The sequence below is a fragment of the Dyadobacter sp. genome (assembly GCF_039919315.1).
Taxonomy (GTDB): Bacteria; Bacteroidota; Bacteroidia; order Cytophagales; family Spirosomataceae; genus Dyadobacter.
Map to the genome: position 1 here is coordinate 162,418 of NZ_JBDSFX010000090.1, position 25,857 is coordinate 188,274.

Annotated in this window: 20 protein-coding genes; 15 read left to right on the plus strand and 5 right to left on the minus strand. The window is 45.6% G+C overall.

Translation table 11 applies throughout. The annotated features are described in order from the left end of the window. Positions 1-47: 47 nt before the first annotated feature. Complete coding sequence (locus ABIO93_RS26305) at positions 48-1,631, minus strand: Na+/H+ antiporter (protein ID WP_348072985.1); 1,584 nt, start codon at positions 1,629-1,631, stop codon at positions 48-50. 101 nt (positions 1,632-1,732) lie between these two features. On the opposite strand from ABIO93_RS26305, the gene ABIO93_RS26310 reads away from it, so the two are divergent. Both ABIO93_RS26310 and ABIO93_RS26315 read left to right on the plus strand, forming a co-directional pair. Beyond that, positions 1,733-3,529 carry a hypothetical protein gene (locus tag ABIO93_RS26310; protein ID WP_348072986.1) on the plus strand — a complete coding sequence of 599 codons (1,797 nt, stop codon included), beginning with the start codon at positions 1,733-1,735 and terminating at the stop codon, positions 3,527-3,529. A gap of 8 nt (positions 3,530-3,537) precedes the next feature. Next, positions 3,538-4,293: a hypothetical protein gene (locus ABIO93_RS26315; RefSeq protein WP_348072987.1), complete on the plus strand. Its 756-nt coding sequence runs from the start codon at positions 3,538-3,540 to the stop codon at positions 4,291-4,293. A 29-nt stretch (positions 4,294-4,322) separates the two neighbouring features. Here the strand turns inward: ABIO93_RS26315 and ABIO93_RS26320 are convergent, their stop codons facing one another. Next, complete coding sequence (locus ABIO93_RS26320; protein ID WP_348072988.1) at positions 4,323-6,452, minus strand: hypothetical protein; 2,130 nt, start codon at positions 6,450-6,452, stop codon at positions 4,323-4,325. A 158-nt stretch (positions 6,453-6,610) separates the two neighbouring features. Here ABIO93_RS26320 and ABIO93_RS26325 point away from each other — a divergent pair, with 158 nt between their 5' ends. Both ABIO93_RS26325 and ABIO93_RS26330 read left to right on the plus strand, forming a co-directional pair. Further along, positions 6,611-9,133: a phospholipase C, phosphocholine-specific gene (locus tag ABIO93_RS26325; protein WP_348072989.1), complete on the plus strand. Its 2,523-nt coding sequence runs from the start codon at positions 6,611-6,613 to the stop codon at positions 9,131-9,133. A gap of 141 nt (positions 9,134-9,274) precedes the next feature. Beyond that, positions 9,275-10,048, plus strand: coding sequence for a TlpA disulfide reductase family protein (locus tag ABIO93_RS26330; protein ID WP_348072990.1), 774 nt, complete (start codon positions 9,275-9,277; stop codon positions 10,046-10,048). 14 nt (positions 10,049-10,062) lie between these two features. Here ABIO93_RS26330 and ABIO93_RS26335 read toward each other — a convergent pair whose 3' ends face one another. The 3 genes from ABIO93_RS26335 to ABIO93_RS26345 are packed head-to-tail and all read right to left on the minus strand — an operon-like array spanning position 10,063 to position 15,454. After that, positions 10,063-11,736 (minus strand): D-aminoacylase, encoded by a 1,674-nt coding sequence (locus tag ABIO93_RS26335; protein WP_348072991.1) that lies wholly within the window; start codon positions 11,734-11,736, stop codon positions 10,063-10,065. Positions 11,737-11,791: 55 nt separating this feature from the next. After that, complete coding sequence (locus tag ABIO93_RS26340; RefSeq protein WP_348072992.1) at positions 11,792-13,810, minus strand: alpha-amylase family protein; 2,019 nt, start codon at positions 13,808-13,810, stop codon at positions 11,792-11,794. A gap of 45 nt (positions 13,811-13,855) precedes the next feature. Continuing rightward, positions 13,856-15,454 carry an aminopeptidase P N-terminal domain-containing protein gene (locus ABIO93_RS26345; RefSeq protein ID WP_348072993.1) on the minus strand — a complete coding sequence of 533 codons (1,599 nt, stop codon included), beginning with the start codon at positions 15,452-15,454 and terminating at the stop codon, positions 13,856-13,858. Between the two features lie 192 nt (positions 15,455-15,646). Between ABIO93_RS26345 and ABIO93_RS26350 the strand changes: the two genes are divergently transcribed. The 11 genes from ABIO93_RS26350 to ABIO93_RS26400 all read left to right on the plus strand — a co-directional run bounded on the left by ABIO93_RS26350 (position 15,647) and on the right by ABIO93_RS26400 (position 25,844). After that, positions 15,647-18,013 (plus strand): glycoside hydrolase family 95 protein, encoded by a 2,367-nt coding sequence (locus ABIO93_RS26350; protein ID WP_348072994.1) that lies wholly within the window; start codon positions 15,647-15,649, stop codon positions 18,011-18,013. 92 nt (positions 18,014-18,105) lie between these two features. Further along, the gene (locus tag ABIO93_RS26355) at positions 18,106-18,522 is read left to right on the plus strand and encodes a DUF1761 domain-containing protein (protein WP_348072995.1); all 417 of its coding nucleotides are present in this window, start codon (positions 18,106-18,108) and stop codon (positions 18,520-18,522) included. Between the two features lie 70 nt (positions 18,523-18,592). Then, positions 18,593-19,198: a YdeI/OmpD-associated family protein gene (locus ABIO93_RS26360; RefSeq protein WP_348072996.1), complete on the plus strand. Its 606-nt coding sequence runs from the start codon at positions 18,593-18,595 to the stop codon at positions 19,196-19,198. Further along, entirely contained in the window at positions 19,191-19,466 is a 276-nt protein-coding gene (locus tag ABIO93_RS26365; protein ID WP_348072997.1) for an HTH domain-containing protein, read from the plus strand. The genes ABIO93_RS26360 and ABIO93_RS26365 overlap by 8 nt, the downstream gene beginning before the upstream one ends. Positions 19,467-19,549: 83 nt before the next feature. Further along, positions 19,550-19,960 carry a hypothetical protein gene (locus ABIO93_RS26370; protein ID WP_348072998.1) on the plus strand — a complete coding sequence of 137 codons (411 nt, stop codon included), beginning with the start codon at positions 19,550-19,552 and terminating at the stop codon, positions 19,958-19,960. A gap of 3 nt (positions 19,961-19,963) precedes the next feature. Continuing rightward, positions 19,964-20,410, plus strand: a complete 447-nt coding sequence (locus ABIO93_RS26375) for a hypothetical protein (protein ID WP_348072999.1) — start codon at positions 19,964-19,966, stop codon at positions 20,408-20,410. Positions 20,411-20,529: 119 nt separating this feature from the next. Further along, a complete protein-coding gene (locus ABIO93_RS26380) occupies positions 20,530-20,937 on the plus strand; it encodes a VOC family protein (protein ID WP_348073000.1) in 408 nt (135 codons plus the stop codon). Between the two features lie 89 nt (positions 20,938-21,026). Then, positions 21,027-21,923, plus strand: coding sequence for a histone deacetylase (locus tag ABIO93_RS26385; protein WP_348073001.1), 897 nt, complete (start codon positions 21,027-21,029; stop codon positions 21,921-21,923). Between the two features lie 243 nt (positions 21,924-22,166). Then, a complete protein-coding gene (locus ABIO93_RS26390; protein WP_348073104.1) occupies positions 22,167-22,745 on the plus strand; it encodes a Crp/Fnr family transcriptional regulator in 579 nt (192 codons plus the stop codon). A 66-nt stretch (positions 22,746-22,811) separates the two neighbouring features. After that, on the plus strand, positions 22,812-23,237 hold the full coding sequence (locus ABIO93_RS26395) for a RidA family protein (RefSeq protein ID WP_348073002.1): 426 nt from the start codon (positions 22,812-22,814) through the stop codon (positions 23,235-23,237). Positions 23,238-23,375: 138 nt separating this feature from the next. Continuing rightward, complete coding sequence (locus ABIO93_RS26400) at positions 23,376-25,844, plus strand: TonB-dependent receptor (RefSeq protein WP_348073003.1); 2,469 nt, start codon at positions 23,376-23,378, stop codon at positions 25,842-25,844. Positions 25,845-25,857: the final 13 nt, after the last annotated feature.

Here is a 25,857-nt window from a genome sequence, read left to right on the forward strand (position 1 = left end):
ACTGACTTTCTTATCATTAAAAACGGTTTGATTAACACTGTATCCTGTTAAATGATCTTCAACCTTTCCTCTTCCAGATCAATCTGGTATAGCTGCTGACGGATAATGTCCTCATCAATCGTCGGGTCTTTGTTGAGCTCGGTAAGATATTGCCGTTGAATTTCGAGGACTTCTACAAATATGACCTTCGTTTTTTCATTCATCCAGCTGTCATCGGTGGCTTTTGCCCGTTCTTCCCATTGTTTCAGGAATTTCTCCATACCAGCGTGACCATTGAGCTGGTTTTCATATTTGTCTTTCAAGAACTCATAGACGTGTTGTTTCAAACCGCGTTTCATTTTTTGTCTGGTGGACGCTTCTGATTCTTCTGCCACCACGCCTTCAAATAATTGCGTCCGCGTTACGAAATAGGGAAGTGTAAGCCCTTGTACGAGTAATGTGAGCAGAATTACAATAAAAGTGATAAACAAAATCAGGTTCCTTTGCGGGAAAATGGCGCCATTGTCCATGGTGATGGGTATAGCAAGGGCCGCTGCCAGCGATACTACACCACGCATACCAGTCCAGCCGAGTAACATCGGCATCAGCCAGCGCCTTTTGTTGGACCGGGCACGGGGGATCACGCTGGGACGAAAAATAATTGTCGCAAGCAGTGCCGCATAAGCGCTGATGATCCTGGCGACTATCAAAGTAACCGTTACCAAGATGCCGTACCCAATGGCCTCGCGCAATGGAATGTTGGTTTCGCGCAGGCCCTCGACAATTTCGGGAAGCTCTAAGCCGATGATCAGAAAAACGACACCATTCAAAATAAATACAAAGCTTTCCCAAACGCTAAAACTCTGAATACGACTGGTACTGTTCAGGAAAACCAGTCGCTGTGCCGACATCAACAAGCCGCCACTGACCACGGCAAGCACGCCTGAGCAGTGAAACTGCTCAGCCAGCCAATACATGAAATAGGGTTCAATAAGTGTCAATGCAATGTTGGATTGCGCGTCGAGGGGAAGCCGTTTGTGTGCATTTACGAAGATCCAGGCCAGTAGTAAGCCAATGCCGGCACCGCCGATCACCATCCAGACAAAACTCAGGGCTGCTTGCTGCCAGATAAACTGCCCCGTTCCCACTGCTACCAATGCGAACCGGAATATGATCAGCGAGGAAGCATCATTAAGCAGGCTTTCGCCTTCCAGAATCGCTGAGGTAGCCTTAGGTATTTTGACAAATTTAGTAATAGCTCCCGTACTGACGGCGTCGGGCGGCGACACGATCCCACCGAGTAAAAATCCCAGTGCAATGGTAAATCCAGGAATAAAATGGCTCGAAACGACCGCTACTGACAATGCGGTAAAGAATACAACGAGGAAAGCGAAACTGCCAATGATGCGCCACCATTTTTTCATTTCCTTGAACGATACACTCCACGAAGCTTCGAAAAGAAGCGGGGGCAGGAAAATAAAAAAAATCAGGTCGGGGTCAATCCGCACCATCGGCAGGCCGGGGATGAATCCGGTGAGGAGTCCGCCAACAACCAGCAGGATCGGATATGCGATTTTTAGTTTGTTAGCAAGCATGTTCAGCAACACGATGGTAACGATCATGGCGAGAAGAAAAGGTAGTTGAGCGTGCATGACCAAAGATATATTGATGCGGACGAAAATCCAGTACGGATCCTGAAATTGTCGTTCCAGGAAACCTGATATATTTGTAAAAATTCACCTTAAATAATTTCATGAAACTAAATTCTGCGAGCGGCTTCGGAAAGATTTCCCTATTATTTGGGACCGGAGTTGCGCTGGATTGTTTAGCACATTCAATATCTTCATTACCTGCGGATGCCACGTTGTTCGGATGTCCAAATGAAATTATTGCCGGTGTACTCACTATTGGTACCGATGTTGTGGCCAGTGGCGTTTTTGAAGGCTGGCAAAAGGTATTGGAACGCTTAAAGAAAGAGCCCGAATCTCCATTAGAACAGGCTATTATTCAGGCTTATCGAAAGACTATCAATGAGATTCGCAATGAAATTATTGAAGAATATAAACTAAAAAAACAGAGCAGTTCCTGGATTTTTAATCATCTTTTTCTGAGTAATAGTTTGGATCAGGAAATAATTGATGAACTGGATGAGATGTTTTTTCATCCGTTACTTCTCAAATTGACCGACGAGTATTCCATTTCAGAAATGCTTGAAAAGAATGCTCAGCTGAAACCGGATGAATACCTTCTTAAAATAATAGAAATAACCACCCCAAGGTTTTATCAGACGGAGGATAAACTATTGCATGAATTTACTAACAGTATTCTCGGGAAATTTAAGAGACTTTTCAAAAAAAATATCATTACTGAATTAGAATCTTCCGAGAAAGCACAGAATGCATATTTGACCCATTTATTGGAAACAATATTATTACGGGTGAACGAGATCTATGAAAAGCAGGGTGAGAAACTCAATGTAGCTCTTAATATATTACTGGACTTCAAGTCAGAGACAAGAGTAAGTTCTGACATTATTAAGAAGGGATTTAGTGACATCCGTCTTTCAATTGGGCTGATGCTGAGCCGTATCGATGATGTAGACAAAAAGTTGGCAGGCATTGTGTCCCTTTTGACCAATGTGAGTATAACCAAGGAGATTTACGTAGAAAAAATCGTTTATGTTGAAGCATATCTGCAAGACATAGAAGGTGTAACGCAGAAATGGGAAGATGCTTTGGGGAATGAAGAGATCATGTTCAATTTTTTGGAAATGCTTTCTTCTAAATTCGATAAAGCTAAATTTTCAGCTGCGGAAGAATTGGAGCAGGCCTATAATCTCATTTATTTAAGAGCCGAGAATCGGAGTGTGTCTTCAAAATTTGGCATATTATCCAGACTGCGAGTTACCTTGTACGCCCAGCTTCTGCTATATAAAAAGGACTTAACTGATGAGATTTGCCATGCAATTATTCAAAATGCCCTCACCAAAACCCCAACTAACTGCTATGGTGACCTTGTTGAATATGTCCATGATTTTGCTATATGCAACAACAATAACAGGCAACTATGGGCGTCAATTTTGCATTATCAAATTGGGTCCTCATTAAGCATAGGTAAATCAAATATGTATTTTGATTCCCTTTCAAATCATTCTTTCAGAGATTTTGATCTCTATCAGGAACCCTACTATGATAAGATCGTTCAGGGATTTCAGTCTTCGATACTGTTAGAAAGATTGGTTTCGGCAATGATTTTTACTTTATGGGCCGCAAATGATCAGGTGTTAACAGTTGATTTTGTGAATTATTTTAAGTTAATGGATTATTTGGAAGATTTGTTGACAGGGAATTCCGCAGAAAAAGCTGTGGCGATCTACGCCTACTCTCATATTTTCAGTTCAGGAAATATTGATATAAGAAATCCCTCTGAGTGTAGGGACAAAGATAAAATAGCGCTCATAAAGATGCTCGATAATCCTCATATTCCTCTCATTAGTATCACTGCCCTCATTACAACTGTTGGTCGGATTTATAGAACAGAATACATATAAATATCAATATGAGCGAAATTATAAAGACAACTGGTGATGTGGGCCAACCACTGGAATTGGAGAAAATCATGGTGGATTTAGCGTCCGGCATGCCGCCTGGAAATTTCTACTGCCAGCTTATTGTAAGGGCTCTTTTAAGACTTGATAAATGGCCGGAAGAATTGCAAATGGAAAAAAGTGTTTTAAGTATATTAACCAATTATGAATTTAGTGCTCGCTCGAAGATTGAGATTATCCTTCGTGTAAACAAGTTGGGTGTGGATCGCAGGAATGCGATCCTATTGTCATTGGTTAACAACAGTGTAAGCGAGCGTAACTCTGACGTTTGCCGAAAGCTCGCCTTCATTTGCCTGCTAAAAACAATCAGTATCGACTTCAAAACGTCTAACGACGAGATCTACCAGCTTCTTGGTGTAGAAAATTTTGATTTCGACTATGCATTGGATTTTTTGAGAACCCTTGGTCAAAACCTCTATGATCAATCAAAGGTTTTTCAGCTTTTTCAATCCGTATACGCTAATGAATACGTAAAGGAAATGGGCGAGCATGTACACAAGCTCAAAGCAAAGGATACGACGGGACGTTGGGCATATTACTTTGTGCTGGTGGAACCTGAAATGGAAAATGAATATTTAAGGGCTTGTGCGCGTGATGGAACATTGGATCTGGAAGATTATGGTAAAGTTGTAGCTTCATGTTATGGTGAAGTTCCCTCAACGGAAGTCAAAACGTATCTAAAGGAGCGATACGACTTTGACGTTTAACCAATACATCAATCTACAGCCTGTTCATTTCAGTCCTTACCTCCCAGCAACCCATGATAGTACGCCATGTAGTAAGGTAGCAGAAAGAATGTTCCTTCGTGCTCGTCGTGGCCGTCGCCTTCTGAGGCTAGCAATGCGAAACCGTCGCGGTCTTGCCGCACGTGGCCGCGCTCGTCAATGGGTAGTGCAAAGCCGTCCACCCGCCATCCGATGTTTGGCTCCTGCATAGGGGAGGAGTCCATAACCACGTCGAGGCGATGGGTATTATCCATCGTATAGCCGATGAGGTCGAGCGGAACTTTTTGCAGGTTATCAAGGATGAAATCAGTACGGTAATTTCCCTTGTAATACCCTTTCACGACTTTGGACGCGTACAATCTGTTTTCAGGAAATAATCCTTTGTTTTCGAACATTTTCTGATCGGCCTGCTTCGTGAAACGATCGGCAAGAGAAGCGTAAATCGCGTCCCAGAATGCATTTTTCTGCTTACTGATGTGCTGCCATGCTACTTCGAGACCTTGGCGGTACATCAGTATCAATGAAGGATCGGTTTCGTAATTGATCAATCCGTAGAGGCTCATCAAACTAAGATTATTGTCCCAGGGCACGACATTTTCCGGCGGGAAGAACTCCTTCGGATGCATAGCATTGATATGGTAATTGTATTTATCGCGCAGGGTTTTGGCCTCATTGTCATACTTGGCGTCACCGGTAACATGCTTTGCCACATTCAGAAACGACAGCATCATCATGGAATTAAGCCCGCGCTGATCGTAGCCGTATACCGAATTGAAGTACTCAGGTGAAAAATCACCCCAGCGTGTTACTTTGCCATCGTGATCTACCAGCTTATAACCGTGCCGGACCAGGTGGTCGGTAATGTCTCCGACTACCTGCCGCACGGCCTGTTTTTCCTCTTCTGTTTTGGCAACCAGGTCATAGTAAATGCCGTAGAAGAAAAAATGACCGGCCAGTTCGTCCGAACTGGTGTCGCATTTCCAGTAGTATTTGCCGTCTTTGCTTTTAGGGAAACGCGGATAAATATCCTTCCACATCGGATCGCGCTCCTGGTTCCGAAGATTTGCCTCGCGGCTGTATACCTCATTTACTGGTTCATGCCAGTCTACCGGGATAATCACACGAGCCGGAAAGCCCTTTTCGTGCGAAATGTCCACCAACCATTTGCAGGATTTGAAACTTCTGTCGGCCAGTGCTTTCGCCTCAGGGTCGCCCGTGGCGGCGTATCTGAACGCCTGAGCCGCACCGTACATCGCCGTGTACATTCCATCGTTATCCGAAATCGCCACTTCCGAAGTAGCTGAATTGAACTGCTCTTTCAGGTGGCTCTGGGCGATAAAACCCATTCGATTATGACGTTCTTCCACTTGTTTGGTGAAAAGACGCGCCTTGTCTTCCAGTGAAAACGAAACCCGGGTAATCTCGCTGATACCTTTATCCGTACCGATCCAGGCAGTACCATTATCAGGCTGCACTGCAATAGCGGTCACCTCGTCGCCGGGTAGCCAGCGGCGGCTAAAACGATATTTAAATTGATCATTTTCGACTTCTATGGCCCCTTTTTTGGTGCCAAACCACACTACTCCGTCCAGGCCGGCAGCAGCGCAGGTAAATTGATTGTAGGGCAGGCCTTCCTTTCCGGTGAACAATGTCCATTTACCGCCATCCAGGTAACCCACTCCTTCTTCTGAGCCAAACCAGAGCCGTCCTTTCGAGTCCGTGACCACCGCCGCTACATCCCGTAGCGACCAGCTGTAATTGTCATTTTTTGGAAATATCCTTTCGGATTTTTTGCCAGTTTTATAAAAATACAAACCTTCCGAGCATCCGATCGCGTACCCGCCCTGATACGGCACCGCGGTAAGCACTTTGGTCCCGGCAATCACAGGTAACCCGGCAAGTGATGCTGGCTTTTCACTGGGAACCGAAATCCATTTTCCCTCGCTGAACCGCACCGACTTACCGGCCACCAATGCCACAGGCTGGTTATTTTTTAATGTGACCTGAGCGATTTTCCCTTCTGGTAAACCGACATTGGATGAATGGATCTTAACTACTTCCTGAACGAATTTCTGGTTGAGTACCGATTGTGCCACCAGGGGAAGGGGTAGGAGCAGGACCCAATAAATGAGCGATTTCATGAGCTATATGAGAGAAATTTGATACAAACCGATGCACCTTATACTTTCCCCGACCTTAAAGAGGCTACTGTGATGAATGTGTTATGATATCATTAATACTAAGTATCAAAACTATCCAATTTGCTTTCTTTGGTAGTTGATATACCTAAACCACTCTTATGGATTCAAGAAGAGAATTTCTGAAAAAGGCCGCTTTGCTGACCAGTGGCGCAGGAATGATGGGTTTTTTGCCAGAGTCGGTGCAGCGCGCCATGGCTATTCATCCTGATCCGGGCACTACTTATCTGGATGCCGAACATGTTGTTATTTTAATGCAGGAAAATCGTTCTTTCGATCACACTTACGGAAAGCTGCAAGGTGTGCGGGGCTTCAATGATCCACGTGCTATTTGTTTGCCCAATCAGAATAAAGTCTGGCTGCAAACGGACAAAAAAGGAGATACTTATGCGCCTTTTCGGCTCGATATTAAAAATACCAAAGCTACCTGGATGCATGACTTGCCACATTCACGCGAGTCGCAGGTGGATGCCTATAATGGTGGGAAATACGATAAATGGCTGACTTCGAAAAGGTCCGGCCATGCGGAGTATTCGGATATGCCGCTGACGCTTGGTTATTACGATCGCGAAGACCTGCCATTTTACTATGCGTTGGCAGATGCATTCACGATTTGCGATCAGAATTTTTGTTCTTCGATGACGCCCACGCATCCAAATCGCTACTTTTTGTGGTCGGGTACCATTCGCGAAACGCCTGATATTGATTCGCTGGCGGTAGTCCGTAACAGTTATTTCTCCATCAACAAGCCGGTCAAGTGGAAAACTTTTCCAGAGCGGTTGCACGAGGCGGATGTTTCGTGGAAGTTTTATCAGAATGAAGTCGGCGCTATTATGCAGTTTCATCCCGGACTGGGTTCGTGGCTGAGCAATTTTGGCTGTAACCCGCTTGAAAGGTATGCGCAGTACCATGTCAAATCTTCGGCGGATTACATTCACTACGCCAAACTGGAAGTTGAAAAACTCAAAAAGGAATTACCTGTGTTGAAAGAGAAAATGGAGACCGGGGCAGCCTATGTTGAGGAAAAAACAAAGCTTTCAAAAAGTTACGATAACCAGGCCGCATTGCTGGAAAAATACGAGGCAGATCTGGCTCAATACAGTGAGGAAAATCTTAAAAAATTTTCGGTGAAAGAGCGCGACCTGCACCATCGTGCATTTGTGTCCAACCGTGAGGATCCCGATTATCTGAAACTGAGCACGATCACTTACGAAGAAAATGGAGAAAAAAGGAAGGTACAGGTGCCGAAAAGCGACATTTTCTATCAGTTTCGAAAAGATGTCAAGGAAGGTAAATTGCCAACAGTTTCCTACCTGGCCGCCCCGCAAAACTTCTCTGATCATCCGTCTGCACCCTGGTACGGTGCCTGGTATGTGTCCGAAACACTCGACATCCTGACCAAGAACCCGGAAGTTTGGAAGAAGACGATATTTATTTTGTGTTATGATGAAAATGACGGCTACTACGACCACGTTCCGCCATTTTCAATCCCCAATCCATTTAAACCGGATTCAGGAAAAGTTTCGGAAGGTATCGACATCAAAGCTGAATACGTGACGCTGGAACAGGACCTGTCGCAGGTGCCGAAAGGCAATGCGCGGGAAGGGGCTATCGGGCTGGGGTTCCGTGTACCGCTGGTGGTGGCATCGCCCTGGTCGCGCGGGGGCAAAGTTTGCTCACAGGTTTTTGACCATACCTCCATTATCCAATTCCTGGAAGAATTTACAAGCCATAAATCGGGCAAAAAGATCAAGGAGACTAATATATCTGAATGGAGGCGGACGATCTGCGGCAACATCAGTTCTGTTTTTCAGACGTACGATCCTTCGGCTTACAAGAAACCAACACCGGTCAATCGAGACGAAATTGTGACGACGATACATCAGGCACAATTCCGGGATGCGCCGTCGAATTTTAAACCACTTTCGGCGGGCGAAATTGCAGATGCAAACAAGAATACCTCCGTCAGTTCCCACCTGCCCAAACAGGAGCCCGGTACCCGTACATCGTGTGCCATTCCGTACGAGCTGTATGTGGAAGGTAATTTGTCCAAAGATAAAACGGTCTTTGAAATAGCACTTCACGCAAGCAATAAAGCTTTCGGTGAAAAAGCCGTCGGTGCGCCATTTATCGTTTACGCCATGAACCCGCATCAGGGCGAGGTGCTGAAAGTTTGGAATTTCGCAGTTAAAGCAGGGGATACATTAAAACAAACCTGGAAGATTTCAGATTTTGAAGGCGGAAAATATCACCTGAGAGTGTATGGCCCCAATGGATTTTTCCGCGAATTTGCTGGCGACGGTCAGGATCATGATCTGGCGGTAACCTGTGCTTATATTCCTGACAAAGCGGGCAAATTAAAGGGCGATCTGCTGTTCACGATAGGCAATAAAAGTGGCAAAGCAGCTTCAATTGCGATCATTGACAATGTATACGGAGAAAAGCCATTGCATGTGGAAATATCGGCTGGCGGCAGTTCACTGGCTGTGATGACACTTACTAAAAGCCATAACTGGTACGATATCAGCATTCAGGCGGATCAGTCAAAAACAATCCGAAGGTATGCAGGCCACGTAGAAACAGGCACTGAGAGCGTGACGGACCCGTTTATGGGCAAAGGGTAAGTTCTCGAAAATAAGTCAATGCTGCCGAGTAAATTACATTAATATATAGTTTTATTATATATTAACGTAACTTTTTTATTGAAAACTTTGGTGCATTGATTGCTCACTTTAATCCGAATAGCGATGATGATATTTTCAAAAATGCCGAAAATAACCTTGTTTCTGAGTTTGATATTGGCCGCTAGCTGCTCCGATCAAGCGGAATTGGGGAGACCGGTACCTGGTACCAGCACGTCTATGTCCGATTTTGCACATTTCTGGTCGTACTATTCGAAGCACATTAAGTTTTATAAAGAGTTTGAAGCATTTGACACTGACTCGAAGTCAATGCCGGTCGATAGTTTTATGATCAAATACGGTACCGGGAAATATATGGTTAATAAGTACATAGCCCGGGACACGATCATTCAGTACAAACTGGAAAAGCTCAAATCCGATGCAGAGGATAACATCAAAAACCAGTTGCGCAGCCTGGCTTACACAGATTATCATTATTTTCTGAAAAAAGGAAAACCGCTTACTGGTCTCAACTACACCGATCTGGATGGGAAATCGTACTCACCTGAAAATACGCGTGGTAAGTATGTGGTCATGAAATTCTGGTTTATCGGCTGTATACCCTGCGTGGAAGAAATGCCGAAACTGAACGAAATCGTGGCCAAAAATAAAGATCGTGACGATATCATCTTTCTGAGTATCGCATTGGATTCGGAGAAGTCGCTCAGGAAGTTTCTTACCAAACAGCGATTTGACTACCACACGATCGGGAATAAGAATGATTATGTGATGAACACGCTCACCATTAATCAATTTCCGACCCACCTGATCATCAACAAGGACGGCAAAGTAATGGGTTTATGCAATTCGTTGAGGGAATTGAAAGACCTGATTACCCAGACGTCGATACAGATATGACAGTCAGAAAATGATCATTGAATGAACCCGGGTCCTTTCACAAACCTGCCTGGCCTGGCATTGGTATGCACTCCATTTTTCAACACTTCCACACCATTCACGAAAACGTCGGAGACACCCGTGGCAAATTGGTGCGGTTTGTCATAAGTAGCGTGATCCTGTACTTTTTCCGGGTCGAAGATCACTACGTCGGCATAATTGCCCACTTTCAGTTCACCACGCTTTTTGAGTTTCAGATTGGTTGCAGGCAGTTTGGCTAATTTGTAAATGGCTTTTTCCAATGATAATATTTTTTCTTTCCTCACATAATGTCCGATCACCCGTGCGAAATTTCCGTAGGATCTTGGATGTGGCTGAAATTTGAGAAATACGCCCTCGGGACTGTAACTTCCTGCATCAGAGCCAAAACTTACCCATGGCAAAACGATCTCCTTTTTCAGGTTACTTTCGGTCATGAAAAAATAGGCGACGTCGATCCGGGTGCTATCCTGAACAATCAGGTCCATGGCGGTTTCTTCGGGAGAAGTACCTCGCAATTTGGCGACCGCCGCAAGCGATTTTCCGGTATATTTTTTCAATGAATCCTGGTTGAAGCCCAGCAACAGTACATTTTCAGGTGATCCGGCACCATAGTACAGGTTTTCCCAATCCTTGGGGTTCGAATTCATGACCTTCTTCATTTGCGCCCGAATGGCCGGTTCCTGCAAGCGCTGCCACAATTTACCGAAGCCACCATCTTGTAATGAAGGAGGAAAAGCCGCGGTAAGGCCAGTCGCACCGGCCTCATAGGTGTACATATCGGCAGTAATGTGCAATCCTTCGGCCCTGGCTTTTTCAATGCGCCTGATTACGCCGTCCATTTTGTGCCAATTGTCTTTACCTACCGCCTTAATGTGGTAGATTTCAGCCGGAATGTTGGCTTCCTTTGAAATGGTGATCAGTTCTTCCACGGCCTCATCCAGCTTGTTGCCCTCGCTCCGCAAGTGAGAAATGTACATTCCACCGTGTTTGGCCGCTTCTGTGCATAATGTGATCAGCTCGTGCGTATCTGCGAAAAAACCAGGAGGATAAATCAGGGAAGATCCGACGCCCAAAGCACCTTCCTGCATGGCCTCCTTCACCAATAGCCGCATGCTGTCCAGTTCCGCCGGAGTCGCCTTCCTGTCGTCCTCGCCTACTACATACGTGCGCACAGTGCCTGCCCCGATAAACGACGCAACGTTACAGCTGACGCCCTTCTTTTCCAGAAAATTCAGATATTCTCCCAGCGTATTCCATTCCACCTTGTACTTAATGTCACCTTGCCCGGTCTGCCATTCACGTTTCATCTGCGCATTGAATGGCCCGGCACTAGTACCTTCACCCATCACTTCTAATGTCACGCCCTGGCGGATATCACCCTGGCTACGCCCATCCTCTATCAGCGATTCCACAGCCCAGCTTAGCATATTGATAAACCCTGGTGCAACAGCCTTACCCTTCGCATCGGTTTCATTTTTTGCCTTCGCATTTTTCAAATCTCCTATAAAAGCGATGGTATCCGCATTGATACCAATGTCGGCAGCATAAGGCTTTTCTCCGTTGCCATCGTAGATCGTTCCATTGCGGATAATCGTATCGTATTCAGGTTTCGTATTGCAGGAAAATAGGGTAGCGAATGTCAGGAGTGATAATATCAAATGTTTCATAAACGTCGGGTTGGTGATTGCGAAGATTTTTGTTTTGCCAAAAGATAAATGTGTTTTAATTAATAATTTCCAGCATGCTGTGAATTTCTACCAATGGGACGGTAATACTGATATTTCCAGCATTGTATTTGTATTTCAAAACCGTATTTCCCGGCTGCAATTTGACTGTTTTTGGCGCAGCAGACGCGCGGATGTTTACGGTAATGTTCGACAAAGCGGGTACTTCATCATATACCAGCACATTGGGGTTGTCGTGCGGCCCGGAAGTATTGATCAGATGCACATAAGTTTGACCTTTTTTTCTTGCCAAAACCTGATGGATATTTCTGGATCCGTTCACGGTAGACAGCAATTTTACATTCATTTTCGCCAGAATGCTTTTAATGAGTGCAGGCATCAGGAGGTTTTTGTTGCGAATATAAAATTCGCCCATGTTCAGATAAATGCCCGCGATCTTGCCCTTACCCAAAGAACGGACCGTCGCCAAAGGATGTATTTCTTTGAACCGAAGATCATCCTCGCGGTACTGGTTGCCAATCGATTGTGTTCCGGGCAATGGATTTACCTGTTTAAAATCAGATTGCAGCAGCATGATCTGGCCGTCGATCCCGGCGAAAATTAAAGAGTCTTTGAGGAAGCCGACCGTCTTTGCAATGCCTAATGGTTCAGCGAAAGTATCTGTCGCTTTGGCTCCGGTAATGACCAGGTTGCCGCCGTTGTTTACATATTTTAGTAATTCTTCCTTTTGCAGCGGATCGATGTTGTCCCATTCAGGTAAAATCAGGACAGGGTAGTCGCTCATTCTCTTTGATAAATGATGATCCATTAAAATTTCTACGGGCAATTGACTGTCCAGTAGCATATTGAGCGACCCTTTGAGCGCTTCCTGCGAATGTGCCGAATACAGGCCCGAAACCGGCTTTCTTTTCCAGGCATAGGTAGAGAAAAGCAGACCGATCTGCGGTGTAATTTTCGCGTTGTAGCAGAATTCCTTGCGTTGGTTGCTAAAACGGATCAACTCGGCCATTTTACCAAACTGATAAGGCTCCGGTGTCCCGTCCAAATTTTGCTGCCAGTAAGTTTGAAAGCCGCCTCCCATGGCCAGCACTTCGGCCGCTTCCTGTTGCAGCTGTACCACAGACTTTGTCGCTTTCTGGTTGTTTTTCCAGGCAAATGACCACGACATCAGGTCCCACGGCTTACCCTGCAGCGACAGACAACGGCTTTCGAAAGCTGAGCTGTACAAACTATTCGAGCCCGCCACATCACCGGAAAGAAAATCGACAGGAACATCTACCTGCTCAGGCATCATGGAAGAAAACGACCAGTTGCTCGTGATTTTGAAGTCGGGATTTGCCTGATGGGCAACGTTAATGTAATTCGTAACGTAGTTTCTGAACAGTTTTCTGTTGAATTCCATCCATTCAAAATAATGCGTATCCGTTCTTTTTCGTGGCGCATCACTGAGTCCGGTTTCTTTTTTAAAAGCGGCAACTACATCAGGTGAATAGTCTGCTCCCAGTACCCAGCAGTCCCCATCGATCCAGGCGCCATCCAGCTTGTAATCCCTGGCCAGTTCCACTAGCTGCGGATGCAAGAGTCCGGAAGGATAGCCGCCAAGCATTGAAATTGCGCGTTTATCTCTGGCACTGTCCGCATTGATCCGTGCCCATTCAGGATGAAGTTGAATGGCCCTGTCATCCCATAGGCCTGAGTAATGTACAAAAAGGGGGATCTGATGTTTGGCGGTAACTTCCTGCCAGATCTTCATAATATCTTTGTCGAAGTGAGCAGGAGCATTGCCTACTTTGGTCGGGTAGCTCGATATTCCGTAATGTCCCTTGCAATCTACCTGGATAAAATCCGGCTTCGCGATTGATAAAAGTGAATCAATCAGTCCATATGTGAAAGTTTTCCCTATGGAAGTGTCTTTCAGCATGGCATGGAAATCCAGGTGTAGACCGGCGAAGCGATCTTTTGCAGAGCTGTTTTTGAGTACGGTACCTGTGTTTTGCGCAGACGAAAACGTTGAAAGCAGGCAAAAAAGAAGGATTGGATAAACGGACTTTTTCATAGAGGGATTAGGGTTTCTGAGCGGATGCCTTTGTTCAATCGAGTTTCACCGATCCAACCCAGGCAACTTTACCGCATCCAGAAAACTCTTCTCGCTGATCAATTTTTCGATCTCGTCCCATTTTCGGGGCGAGTCCAGGGAAAGAATGGTGCATTTGTCTTTTCCGATCACAACGTCGTCCTCTATCCTGACGGCGATATTCCACCATTTTTTATCGCAAGGGCTACCCTCAGGGATATAAATACCTGGTTCTACGGTGATCACCATATTTTCCATCAATGGACCGTAAGAACCTTTATCATGCACGTCCAAACCCAGGTGATGCGAGCAGCCATGCGGGTAGTAGGCACGTAGCTCGTCAATTTGTTTGATAATCCCAAGTTTAATCAGTCCGGCAGCCAGTACCGCCTGGGCTTTTTTGTTCAGGTCCCCGAATGGCACGCCCTCTTTGCAAAGCTTGAATACTTCTTCCTGGGCTTCATATACCAGCTGATAAATTACTTTTTGTTCTTCGGTAAACTTTCCATTGGCAGGAATCGTGCGGGTAATGTCGGCAGAGTAACCGTGGTATTCAGCCCCCACATCCATCAGTACCAATTGGTTGTTGACCGTCGTGACATTATTTTCAATGTAATGCAGGATACAACCATTGGCCCCTGCACCCACAATCGGGGGGTAACCTTCGTCTTCGGCCCCATATTTTTTGTGAACGTATGCAAACACACCTTCCAGCTCAGATTCTGACATGGCGGGTTTGATCGCGCGCATGACTTCCGCATGTGCGATGCCAGACAGCTTGATGGATTTACGCAAAAGTTCGAGTTCTTCTTTCGTTTTAATGCCCCGCAGTTCGTCGGTGAATAGATTGAAGTCTGAAATCCCGCCATACTGTGCCTGATAGCCTGCCTTGAATGCTGCCAAACCGGTAGAGTCGGGATGGCTATACAGATCCTGGATTAAGGAGTTGTTCTTATAAGCTTCCAATGCGAGTTTCGGCGCAATAACTCTGTCAATGGCAACGGTAATGTTTCTCGGCGTTACCCGGGCGTTGATCGTCACCAGGTCGTTTAATAGTTCCTCATCTACGGGATTCACTCCGGATTTTTCTGTAAACGCCCGGTACAAACCATCCATATTGCCGGCCTTGTTCGGAATGATGTCGTGCAAAAGTTTGAATTTCTTCAGATCAATCGGGAATTTGGCAAATTCATTGCTATTGTAAACCCTTTTGAAACCTAACTGACTTTTCACGCCTTCGATACCGAGCCGCCTTCCCGTCCATTGTTCCTCTGATGGGTTCCTTTGCTGTACAAAAAAGAGCTCATTGTAATCGCCGTCCGCATCGTGCTGCATTTCCTTAAATACCACCAAAACCGCACTGGTTTCCTTATAGCCAGAGAAATAATAGAGATCGGGGCTGGGATGATAGGCGTAATTAATGTCTTTGGAAAAAACTTCCAGCGGATATGCAAATAACACCGTCGCGGAGTTAGCAGGCATTAATTTTCTCAAAGCCTCGCGCCGTCCGGCGTGAAATTCCTTCGATAAATAGTCCTGAGGAAGGTTAGACTGTGAAAGACTTCGACCCGAAAACAGACAGGTCATGAACAATGTGAGGAGGAGATGAACGTAATATTTTTTCATGCTGCTTTGACTGTTTGAAGCGCGAAATTTTGTGAAGTTTTTGGACCGGATTGATAAATATATTAAAAATAGCAACTGATTCAATCCTCATTTACTCAAATCCCGATCATGGTGATGGATTATTTCAACAGGCTGCTCTTTTTTTATTGAAAGCGCCCTTCTACTTTTATCGTTATTTCTCAAACCTGATCCATGAAGTTTTTTCCACCTGCCTTACTTGCGCTCTTCCTGATTATTCTCAATGGCCAATCCTCAGCCCAGCCCGGTAGCAATTCCACTCCGCTCGTGCTTTGGTACGATAGTCCTGCAACTGAATGGATGACCCAGGCATTGCCCATTGGTAATGGTCACGTCGGGGTGATGTTTTTTGGTGGCGTGGAGGAAGAACGGTTGCAATTTTCGGAAGGAAGCCTTTGGTCTGGTGGCAAGAATGCGAATGCCGAATATAATTTCGGAATAAAAAAAGGAGCAAGCCAGTATCTGCCGAAAGTGCGTGAACTGCTGGCTGCGGGTAAGTTGAAAGAGGCACACGAGCTTGCCAATAAGGAGCTGACCGGTGCCATTCATGAGAAAAAAGAAAATACGCCATCGAGTGATTTCGGCGCGCAGCAAACGGTAGGGGACCTGTATGTGAAGGTATCCCATCAAGGCGCCATCCAAAATTACCGGCGGGAGTTGAACATTTCCGACGCGGTAGGAAAGGTGAGCTACGATGCAGGAAGCAGTCATTTTGAAAGAACATTCATGGGTAACTATCCTTCCAAAGTGATGGCGTATCAGTTCAAATCATCTACGCCGGAAACCTATTCGGTACGGTTCGCGACCCCACATCATCAAGAATATGAACAGTTTGCCAAAAACCAATACACATTCGGAGGAAGCCTGAAAGACAATCACCAGGAATTTGAAACCGTGTACCGCATTGATACGGACGGTAAAACGGCATTCAAGGATGGCATTTTGACAGTAACTAATGCGAAATATGTTGTCCTCGTCCATACTGTCGCCACGGATTACGTCATGCAGTTTCCGACTTATAAAGGCAATGATTACAAAAAAGCCAATCAGACGACGATGGCCAAAGTGGCTGCAAAAAAATTCGATGCGCTATATGCTGAGCAGCAAAAGGACTACCACAGTCTTTTTGACCGCGTATCACTGCGACTAGGCAAAGACCAGGCCAAAAATATCCCTACTAACCAAAGACAAATCGCATACTCGAAAGGCCATGCTGATAATGGGTTGGAAGAATTGTATTTCCAGTACGGCCGCTACCTGATGATCTCCTCAACCCGCCCGGGTACCATGCCGATGAGCCTGCAAGGCAAATGGAACGACAGCACCAACCCGCCGTGGGCGAATGATTACCATACCAATATCAATGTGCAAATGCTGTACTGGCCTGCCGAAGTAACTAACCTGCCGGAATGTCATTTACCATTAATGGAATTTACCAAATCCATCGTAGAGCCGGGCAAGATGGCGGCGAAGGAGTTTTTTAATGCAAAAGGCTGGATCGTGAATACTATGCTCAATGCTTATGGCTATACATCGCCGGGCTGGGATTTTCCCTGGGGATTCTTTCCGGGCGGTGCGGCGTGGTTATCGCAGCATTTGTGGGAGCATTACGCTTTTACCAATGATAAAACATTCTTGAAAAACACAGCATACCCGGTGATGAAAGAAGCCTCTCTTTTCTGGATGGATTACCTGACTGACGACGGCAAAGGAAATCTGGTGTCGTCGCCTTCGTATTCACCTGAGCAAGGCGGCATTTCTACCGGCGCGACCATGGATCATGAAATCGCCTGGGACATTCTCAACAATACAGCCGAAGCAGCCAATGTGTTGGGTATTGATAAGTATTTTGCAGAAAACGCTACCAAAATCCGTGACAAAATTCTGCCATTGCAGATCGGAAAATGGAAGCAGTTGCAGGAATGGCGGGAGGACGTGGACGATTCTACCAACCATCACAGGCACGTGTCGCACCTGTTTGCATTGCATCCGGGAAAGCAAATATCGATTACCAAAACCCCCGCTGAGGCAGAAGCCGCAAAAGTCAGTCTTAATGCACGCGGCGACGACGGAACGGGATGGTCGCTAGCCTGGAAAGTTAATTTCTGGGCACGTTTACAGGACGGTAACCGGGCGCACAAATTGTTTAAAAGCGTATTAAGACCTGTCAGCAGCCTGGGTACCAACATGGCCGACGGGGGAGGTTCTTATTCCAACCTGTTGTGCGCACATCCGCCGTTTCAGCTGGATGGTAACATGGGTTCCACGGCCGGTGTCGCCGAAATGCTGCTGCAATCCCAGACCGATATCATTGAATTGCTACCCGCATTGCCTGATGCGTGGCCGGCAGGAGAAGTGCAAGGATTAAAAGCCAGAGGCAATGTGACTGTTGGCGAAGTTTGGGAAAACGGTAAGCTAGTATCCGTTTCCATTATTTCACCGGAGGCTCAAAAAAGAACATTGAAATACGGCGGAAAGGCCATTTTGGCTAGCCTGACTGCTAATGCTCGCAAAACGTTCGTTCTGGCGGATTTTAAATAAAGAATATACAACCTAATGACATACTGTTGTCACAAGGGCGGTCTTCCTTTGAGGTGATTGAAATATTTCAACACCACAAAACAAAGAAACACATGTTCAATGTACTCGCAGACATCGCCTGGTTAAGTGTCCTATCCGCATTTTTGGCCTATTTCATTCTTGGTGCATTGTGGTTCACTTTGCTTTTTACGAAACCCTATCACATTTCATTGGGCCGGGAAAATGATACGCAGCAAAAGCCTGCTCCGATTTTTATCATCGGACCGGCTGTGTGCTGTCTTATCATTACTATGGCTACTGCTGTTTTGATGTATGCTTTAAAGATCGATTCTTATGAAAATGCACTGACCTTTGCATTCATTATCGGGATTGGTTTCCTGGTGGCGAACACAATCAATATTGCGATCAACCCCAATATACCGAGGCCATTACTCTACGGACTGATCAGCGGCAGCTATCATTTGGCGGGCATCATCATCGTGTGCGTGATTTTGGTTGCTATGAAATGAAGGTCAGGTCATTCCTAATGCTTCCACATTCAGTTAATAAGTTACTTTTAAGTAGATCAGGCGGACAATTATGGCAGAAAAAGAGATAAAAACTTTTCATCCGGCAGACCGGCAGGAATGGAGGGCGTGGCTGCTGGAACACTACGATCAGGAAAAATCTGTCTGGCTGATTTACTATAAAAAGAAATCGAACGTGGAGCGGCTCACTTGGAGCGACGCTGTGGACGAAGCGCTTTGTTTTGGATGGATCGACAGTTTGGCAAAACCTTTGGACGAGGAAAGATACATGCAGTTTTTTAGCAGAAGAAAAGCTAAAAGTGTTTGGTCAGGAATCAATAAGGAAAAAGTGCAGAGACTGACTGAGGAAGGGCTAATGACAAAAGCAGGTTTAGAGAGCGTTGAAATTGCCAAATTAAATGGTTCCTGGACGACCATGGATGAGGCGCAGGCAATGGTTGTGCCCGCAGATTTGGAGGCTGAATTTGAAAAAAGACCCAATGCGAAAAGCTACTTTTTAAGTTTGAGCAAATCCGACAAGCGAAATATTTTGCAATGGCTCATTCAGGCCAAACGACCGGAGACGCGACAAAAGCGTATCATTGAAATTGTAGAAAATGCAGATCAAAATCTGAAACCCAAAGCACTTCAATGGACCAAAAAGCCAACCAATGATTGATCCCGAGATAGCCCGTGTGTCCCGACTGGTGGCGCTGCTGACATTACTGCAAACAAAACGGTTGTTGACTGCCAGGGAGTTAGCGCATCGCTTTGCAGTGAGTACCCGCACCATTTACCATGACATCAGAACATTAGAAAGCGCGGGAATTCCGGTGGTGACGCACGAAGGGAAAGGTTTTGGTATGCTTGACGGGTACGGGCTGCCTACCCTTCGCGGGAGCCGTAACCATAGTCGAACCGCACGAGTTGCGGTTGCATTTACGTGACCTGGCGCAGCGTACTTATGATTATTTTTGCGGTTCAGATACCAGCGTACCAAGTGACGATGAATGACAAAAAATGACTTTACATGACTTCCGATAAGTTCGCAACCTCCCGGGCGGTACCGCATACCATATGCTGGGCAGCCATACCTATCATTATTCTGGTGGCGTTTTTATTCCCTCAGCATACATTGGATATTCAATTGCATGACACGTATTATGTCATTGATAACCTGCATTTTACAACGGCGGCCGCATTGTATTTATTCGTGATTGGAGTGGTGTATTGGATAATTAAAAAAATTGAGAAGAGGATTAGCTATTCACTTGCATTCATTCACGTCGTTACAACGCTGACGGCAGTAATCGCCCTGGCGGTCCCGATTTTTGGTTTTACTTCGCGGTATGTCATTATTTTTGGGATTCTGGCCGCATTTCTAATAGCTCAGTTCATTTTTGTGGGAAACATAATTGCTTCTTTTTTCAGAAGTAGATAGCAAATGAAATTGTTTAAAAACCTGATTTTCTTCTTTTTTATTCCAATCGCATTGATTTACCTGGCTTCAAAGATCAGCAGGAGTAATTCAGCGTTCGTCTATTATGTCCAGGAAACTAAGGATGGTGGGGATCTTCTCGCTATCAATAAACTAGATAAGCTTGTGGAAAGGAATTTTTTAAACCGGGAATATTATGAAGTAATTACTTATAACGACATTGGCAGGCAATGGGTTGCGAACTACAATAAAAAGCAACAAGTCTTATTAATCAGTGGGGACCCAATGAGTGGATGGTCCTGTATGTGTTATGCAACACCAAGGGAATTGAAAATGATTGCAGATAGAAAAATTCCTGTAAGCAAACTCCATGAGTATCTTAAACCATTCCCATGGGAAACAAAAAGACTTAATTGTCCGACCAGATCAATGGATCTGATCTCGATATTTTAGGTCGCTTCATTATTGGGTAAGGGTACTGGGGTATTCTTTCATAAGTCTAAAACACTGCTGACATAGGGCTGTCACTCGCGTCTCTTTACTTTGTGATTGAGACCAAACCAACATACCTTATGAATTTTTCCTCAGTTCGGATCATTACTGCCGATATGCAACGCATTGTGCAGTTTTATGAGCAAATCACCGGAATGCAAGTGACAAAATATACCGACGATTTCGCTGAGTTGCGTACTCCTTCGGCAACGCTGGCGATCGGCAGCATTCGTACCTTAGCATTATTTGGAGGAAGCGAAGTTGCCAATGCTGCTGATAACCGCTCGGCCATTATCGAATTCCGCGTTGATAATGTAGACGATACCTATCATCATCTGGCCGAATTGCTCGGCGATAACGTAGTTCAAAAGCCTACTACCATGCCCTGGGGCAACCGTTCACTATTATTCAGAGACCCGGATGGAAATCTGGTCAATTTTTTTACGCCTATTTCGGCAGAAGCATTGGATAGGTCGGGTGCGAAGTAGTGCTTCGTGATGATGGATGCATACATTGGCGCAATATTTTTTCGGGCCGCTGGTATGCATTTCCGTTTTCAAAGCTATCTTAACCATTCATGTTCCCAATCGCTTACGACCCCATTTACAAATACCCAGTTCCGGAAGGTCATCGCTTCCCGATGGACAAGTACGAGTTATTGCCTTTGCAGTTGCTGCGGGAAGGTATTGCAGAGGAGTCTGATTTTTTCAGCCCGGAAGTGTTGGATATGCAGGCCGTGTATGCGGTGCACGACCGTGCGTATGCGGACCGTTTTGTACAGGGGAAACTAAGTAAGCAGGAAATGCGGCGCATTGGTTTTGAGCAGACGCCTTTGTTGGCGGAGCGCGAACTAAAGATCGCTAATGGAACCTTGCAAGGGGCGCTGAAAGCATTTGACACCGGTATCGCATTCAACATTGCTGGTGGCACGCACCATGCCGGCCGCGATTTTGGCGAGGGATTTTGTATGATCAATGATCAGGCAGTGGCGGCGCAATATCTGCTTGATCATAATAAAGCAAAGCAGGTACTGATCATTGATCTGGATGTGCATCAGGGCAATGGAACGGCCCATATTTTCCTGAATCAGCCGCGGGTTTTTACCTTTTCAATGCATGGCAAGAACAATTACCCTTTCCGAAAAGAAACAAGTGATCTCGATATTCCGCTCGAAGACAGGACTGATGATCAAACATACCTTCGGACATTGCAGGAAACTCTACCCAAACTCATCGACGAGGTATGGCCGGATTTTATCTTCTACCAGGCTGGTGTGGACATACTCCAAACAGACAAATTCGGGCGAATGTCGTGCACACCAGAGGGTTGCAAGGCTCGTGATGAAATGGTCTTGCGCCTTGCCAAAAAACATGGTATTCCTGTTCAATGCAGTATGGGAGGCGGTTATTCGCCGCAGCTGAGGACTATTTTGGAGGCGCATGCGAACACTTTTCGGGTCGCGGGACGGGTGTAGTGAACACAAAATCTGTAACAGGCATCCCTAGTCTAACTAACCTGCGCCGCCCACTCCGTATGGCCGGTACGGATGGATTGCTTACGTTGTGCATCAAAATAAGATTAGATTGCAAAACTGCCATCAGTCGCATATATTCAAAACCTGTTTCTTGCTCACTTAACTAAATAGTGGGAATTAACATACATTTGTGAAAGTGGAGCCTCAGAACGGAATTGAAAAAAACGCATGAAAGAAACGAAAATGGAAGACCAGCTTTTTGAATTCATTGCAAAGTATATGCCGCTTTTGGAAGAAGAAAAGAAGGCGATTATCGATCTCGCTATTTTCAAATCATTTAAAAAGGGAACTGTATTGCTGAAAGAAGGGGAGCTTTCGAAGGATGGTTATTTTGTCCTCAAAGGATGTTTGAGGACTTACTATGTGATTGAGGGAGAGGAGAAAACCACTGCATTTTATACTGAATCCGATTCTTTTGCTCCATTGTGCATTGTCACGAATAAGCCTTCTGAGCTATACATATCCTGCGTGGAGGATTCTATGGTTTTAGTGAACAATCCTGAAATCGATCAGATCATGTTCCAGAAATTCCCTCGTTTTGAGACACTATGCCGTATTTTGTCGGAAGAATTAGTGGCCAAGAACCAGGCTTCATTCGATGATTTCAAGACTTCCAGTCCGAAACAGCGCTACCTGAATTTGTTGAAAACACGGCCTGAGTTATTGCAAAGAGTGCCGCAACATCAGCTGGCTAGTTTTTTGGGAATGAAGCCCGAATCATTAAGTCGGATTCGTAAAAGGTTACTGGTTGAGGCGAAATGACTTTTCGTTTTATTTCTTAGCATCCGTGAACGATTGCAAGCCTGGCGCAAACATAACTTTGCCACATTGGAGAAGAACTTTATTAATCCGCCTGAACTTCCTGAATGGAAACAAGCCTTTTCACAGATCGTCACAGTTAAGAATGGGTCGATGCTGACAGTTTATCTTTCAGGCCAGGTTTCGGTTGATCAGGATAATAACCTGATTGGAGCAAACGATCTCGAAAAACAAGCGGCCCGCGCATTCCAGAATCTCCAAGTAGCGCTCTCCACGGTTGGTGCCACGCCAATGGATGTGGTCAAGATCAATATATATGTTAAAAATTACAAAACTGCGGACGCAGCTGTTGTCGGCGATGCATTCAGGAAAGCATTCCCGCATGAAAATCTTCCCGCAAGCACCTGGCTGGGTGTACAATCGCTGGCTATGGAAGGTATGCTGATTGAAGTGGATGCCATTGCGGTCCTGGATGAATCACCCAAAGCTGGCTAAAAAGTAAGCTACTTATCTCTCACTGCTACTTAATTAGGTTCTAGTAATATATTTTATTTGAAATTATTCTTAATAACATTTAGATTTTAAAAGACCACTGGTATATTTGCCCAGTGTTTTTAATCAATCTAAATAAATATGAATAATCTATATAAAGTTTTGCTTTTCCTAAGTTGCTTGTTTGGGCAGGGAGTTTCGTATGCACAATCGGGTAACGGATCCATCAAAGGCCGCGTGAAAACTAGTGATGGTAAGGCTGCCGCTTATGTCAGCGTCGGTATTAACCAGTCCAGCAAAGGCACAACTACTGACGAGGACGGCAATTATACCTTAACCGATATCAAGCCAGGCAGCTATACATTGAAAGTATCTTTCGTAGGCCTGCAAACCCAGGAACAACCGGTAACAGTCGCTGCGCGTGAAAAAATTCAACAAAATTTTTCATTGACCGAAAGTGCCTCTCAGTTGAATGAGGTCATTATCCTGGGAGGAAACAGCATCAATAAGCCCGTGTCTCTCGGTAAGGCCGACATCCGAGGATTGGATCTTCCGCAAAGTACGGGGGTAATCCAGAGCAAGGTCATTGCGGACCAGCAGGCAGTGCGACTGGGCGACGTGGTGAAGAATGTAAGCGGTGTTTCACTGACCCAGAGCCGTGGCGGTGTGGCAGAAACGTTTTCTGCCCGTGGTTATAGTATCGGGATTGCGGGTTCAGGTGGAAGTATTTTTAAAAATGGCGTGATCTCCAATACGCAGGGATTCCCGGACGCAAGTACGCTGGAAGCGGTAGAGGTGCTAAAGGGAAGTTCTGCATTGTTATACGGTAATGTGTCGGGTGGGGTGATCATCAATATGGTAACCAAAAAACCGGTATTCGATTGGGGTGGACAGGTATCGATGTTGTTTGGCAGCTACGGCCAGTACAAGCCAATGGTAGACGTGCATGGCCCGATCACCAAAAATCTGGCGTTCCGGGTAATTGGTACGCACGAAAACGCAAACAGCTATCGTGACGTGGTCAAAACGAACCGTACTTACATTAATCCATCGCTTCTTTACAAAATCAGCGACAAGACGGACGTTTTATTGCAGGTAGATTACCTGAAATCGGACATTGTTCCTGATGCTGGTGTGGGTATCCCCAACAACCGTATCACAGTTACCGAGGTACCCGACGCACCGCGTAACCGCTTCATTTATCCGAATTGGGCCTATAACAACACCCAACAGACATCCGGTTTTCTGACGATCAACCATCGTTTCAATGAACAATGGAAACTGACGGCGATCGGTTCGGCACAGGGCACACGTGTCGATGGCTTTGGAGTGGGCGTTCCTACATCTGTTGCTGCCAATGGTGATTGGAGCAGATCGTTAAGCGGTGTGAAGTCGGGAGAGAAAGATTATACGGCCCAGCTTAACCTGAATGGTAATTTTAAAACCGGTCGCATGCAGCATCAGTTGCTGGTAGGGTCGGATTTTACTCGGATCGTGGCCGAAAACAATACATTCAGGTTTACCTCAGCGGCGGGCGTGGTAGGGACGGCCTATGACAAGATCAACATATATGACCCCGCTACCTACAATGTTCGCACGGATATCCCCGCTATGGCCGATACTGCGCTGACGACTACGCCGCAAAACCGTTTCGGTATTTATGTGCAAGATCTGGTAAGCCTAACCAGCAAATTCAAGGTACTTGCGGGTGTGCGCTGGTCTTATCAAAAGGCTTTTCAAACGACGATTTTCAATCGGGAAAAACAACAGGAAAGGAGGGGAACAGCTCCCGACAAGTCGGATAATGCATTTTCTCCCAAGGTGGCATTGATCTACCAGCCTGTGCAAACGAGCTCAATCTATGCGAGTTATACCAATAATTTCACAATCAACTCGGGTACGGATATTTTCGGTGACAACCTGAAACCATCCATTATTAACCAGTATGAACTGGGATGGAAGAACGAACTTCTGAACGGGCGTTTGTCGGCAAATGTGAGCGTTTATCGAATTCAAAACAGCAATTTCGCTCAAATGTCCTTGGTTGACCAGAATGGCAATCCGAATACCAATAGCAATATCAAGCAGCTGAGCGGCCAGACAACGAGCGATGGTCTGGAAGTAGATTTCAATGGTACATTGTCCAGAAACTTCTATTTCATGGCAGGCTATGGCTACAACTATATGCGTTACACGAACACCACAGGTGTGGTAGGCTCGCAGGTAGAAGGAGAAAGACTAATCAACAATCCGGCACATACTGCCAACGGATCGATCTTTTATACATTTGACAAAGGAAGTGTGAAAGGCCTGAAACTGGGTGCAGCGGCATTCCATACCGGTAAAAGAATGGGTGGCAATAACAACGTAACGGGCCTGAACGGTGGGCTGAACAATACCACCGCGAGCCTGACTTCTTACAATGCACAGGTACCATTGACAGGTTTCTCGACCGTGGATCTATCAGCTGGCTACGGTTTTCGCGGCATTTCGTTGCTCGTAAAGGTTTCGAATATTTTCAATACCATGAACTACATTGTTCACGACCGTTACAGCATCAACCCGATCCCGCCACGCATGTTTGCAGCAACTCTTTCTTACAAATTTTGAAGTAATATTTGAA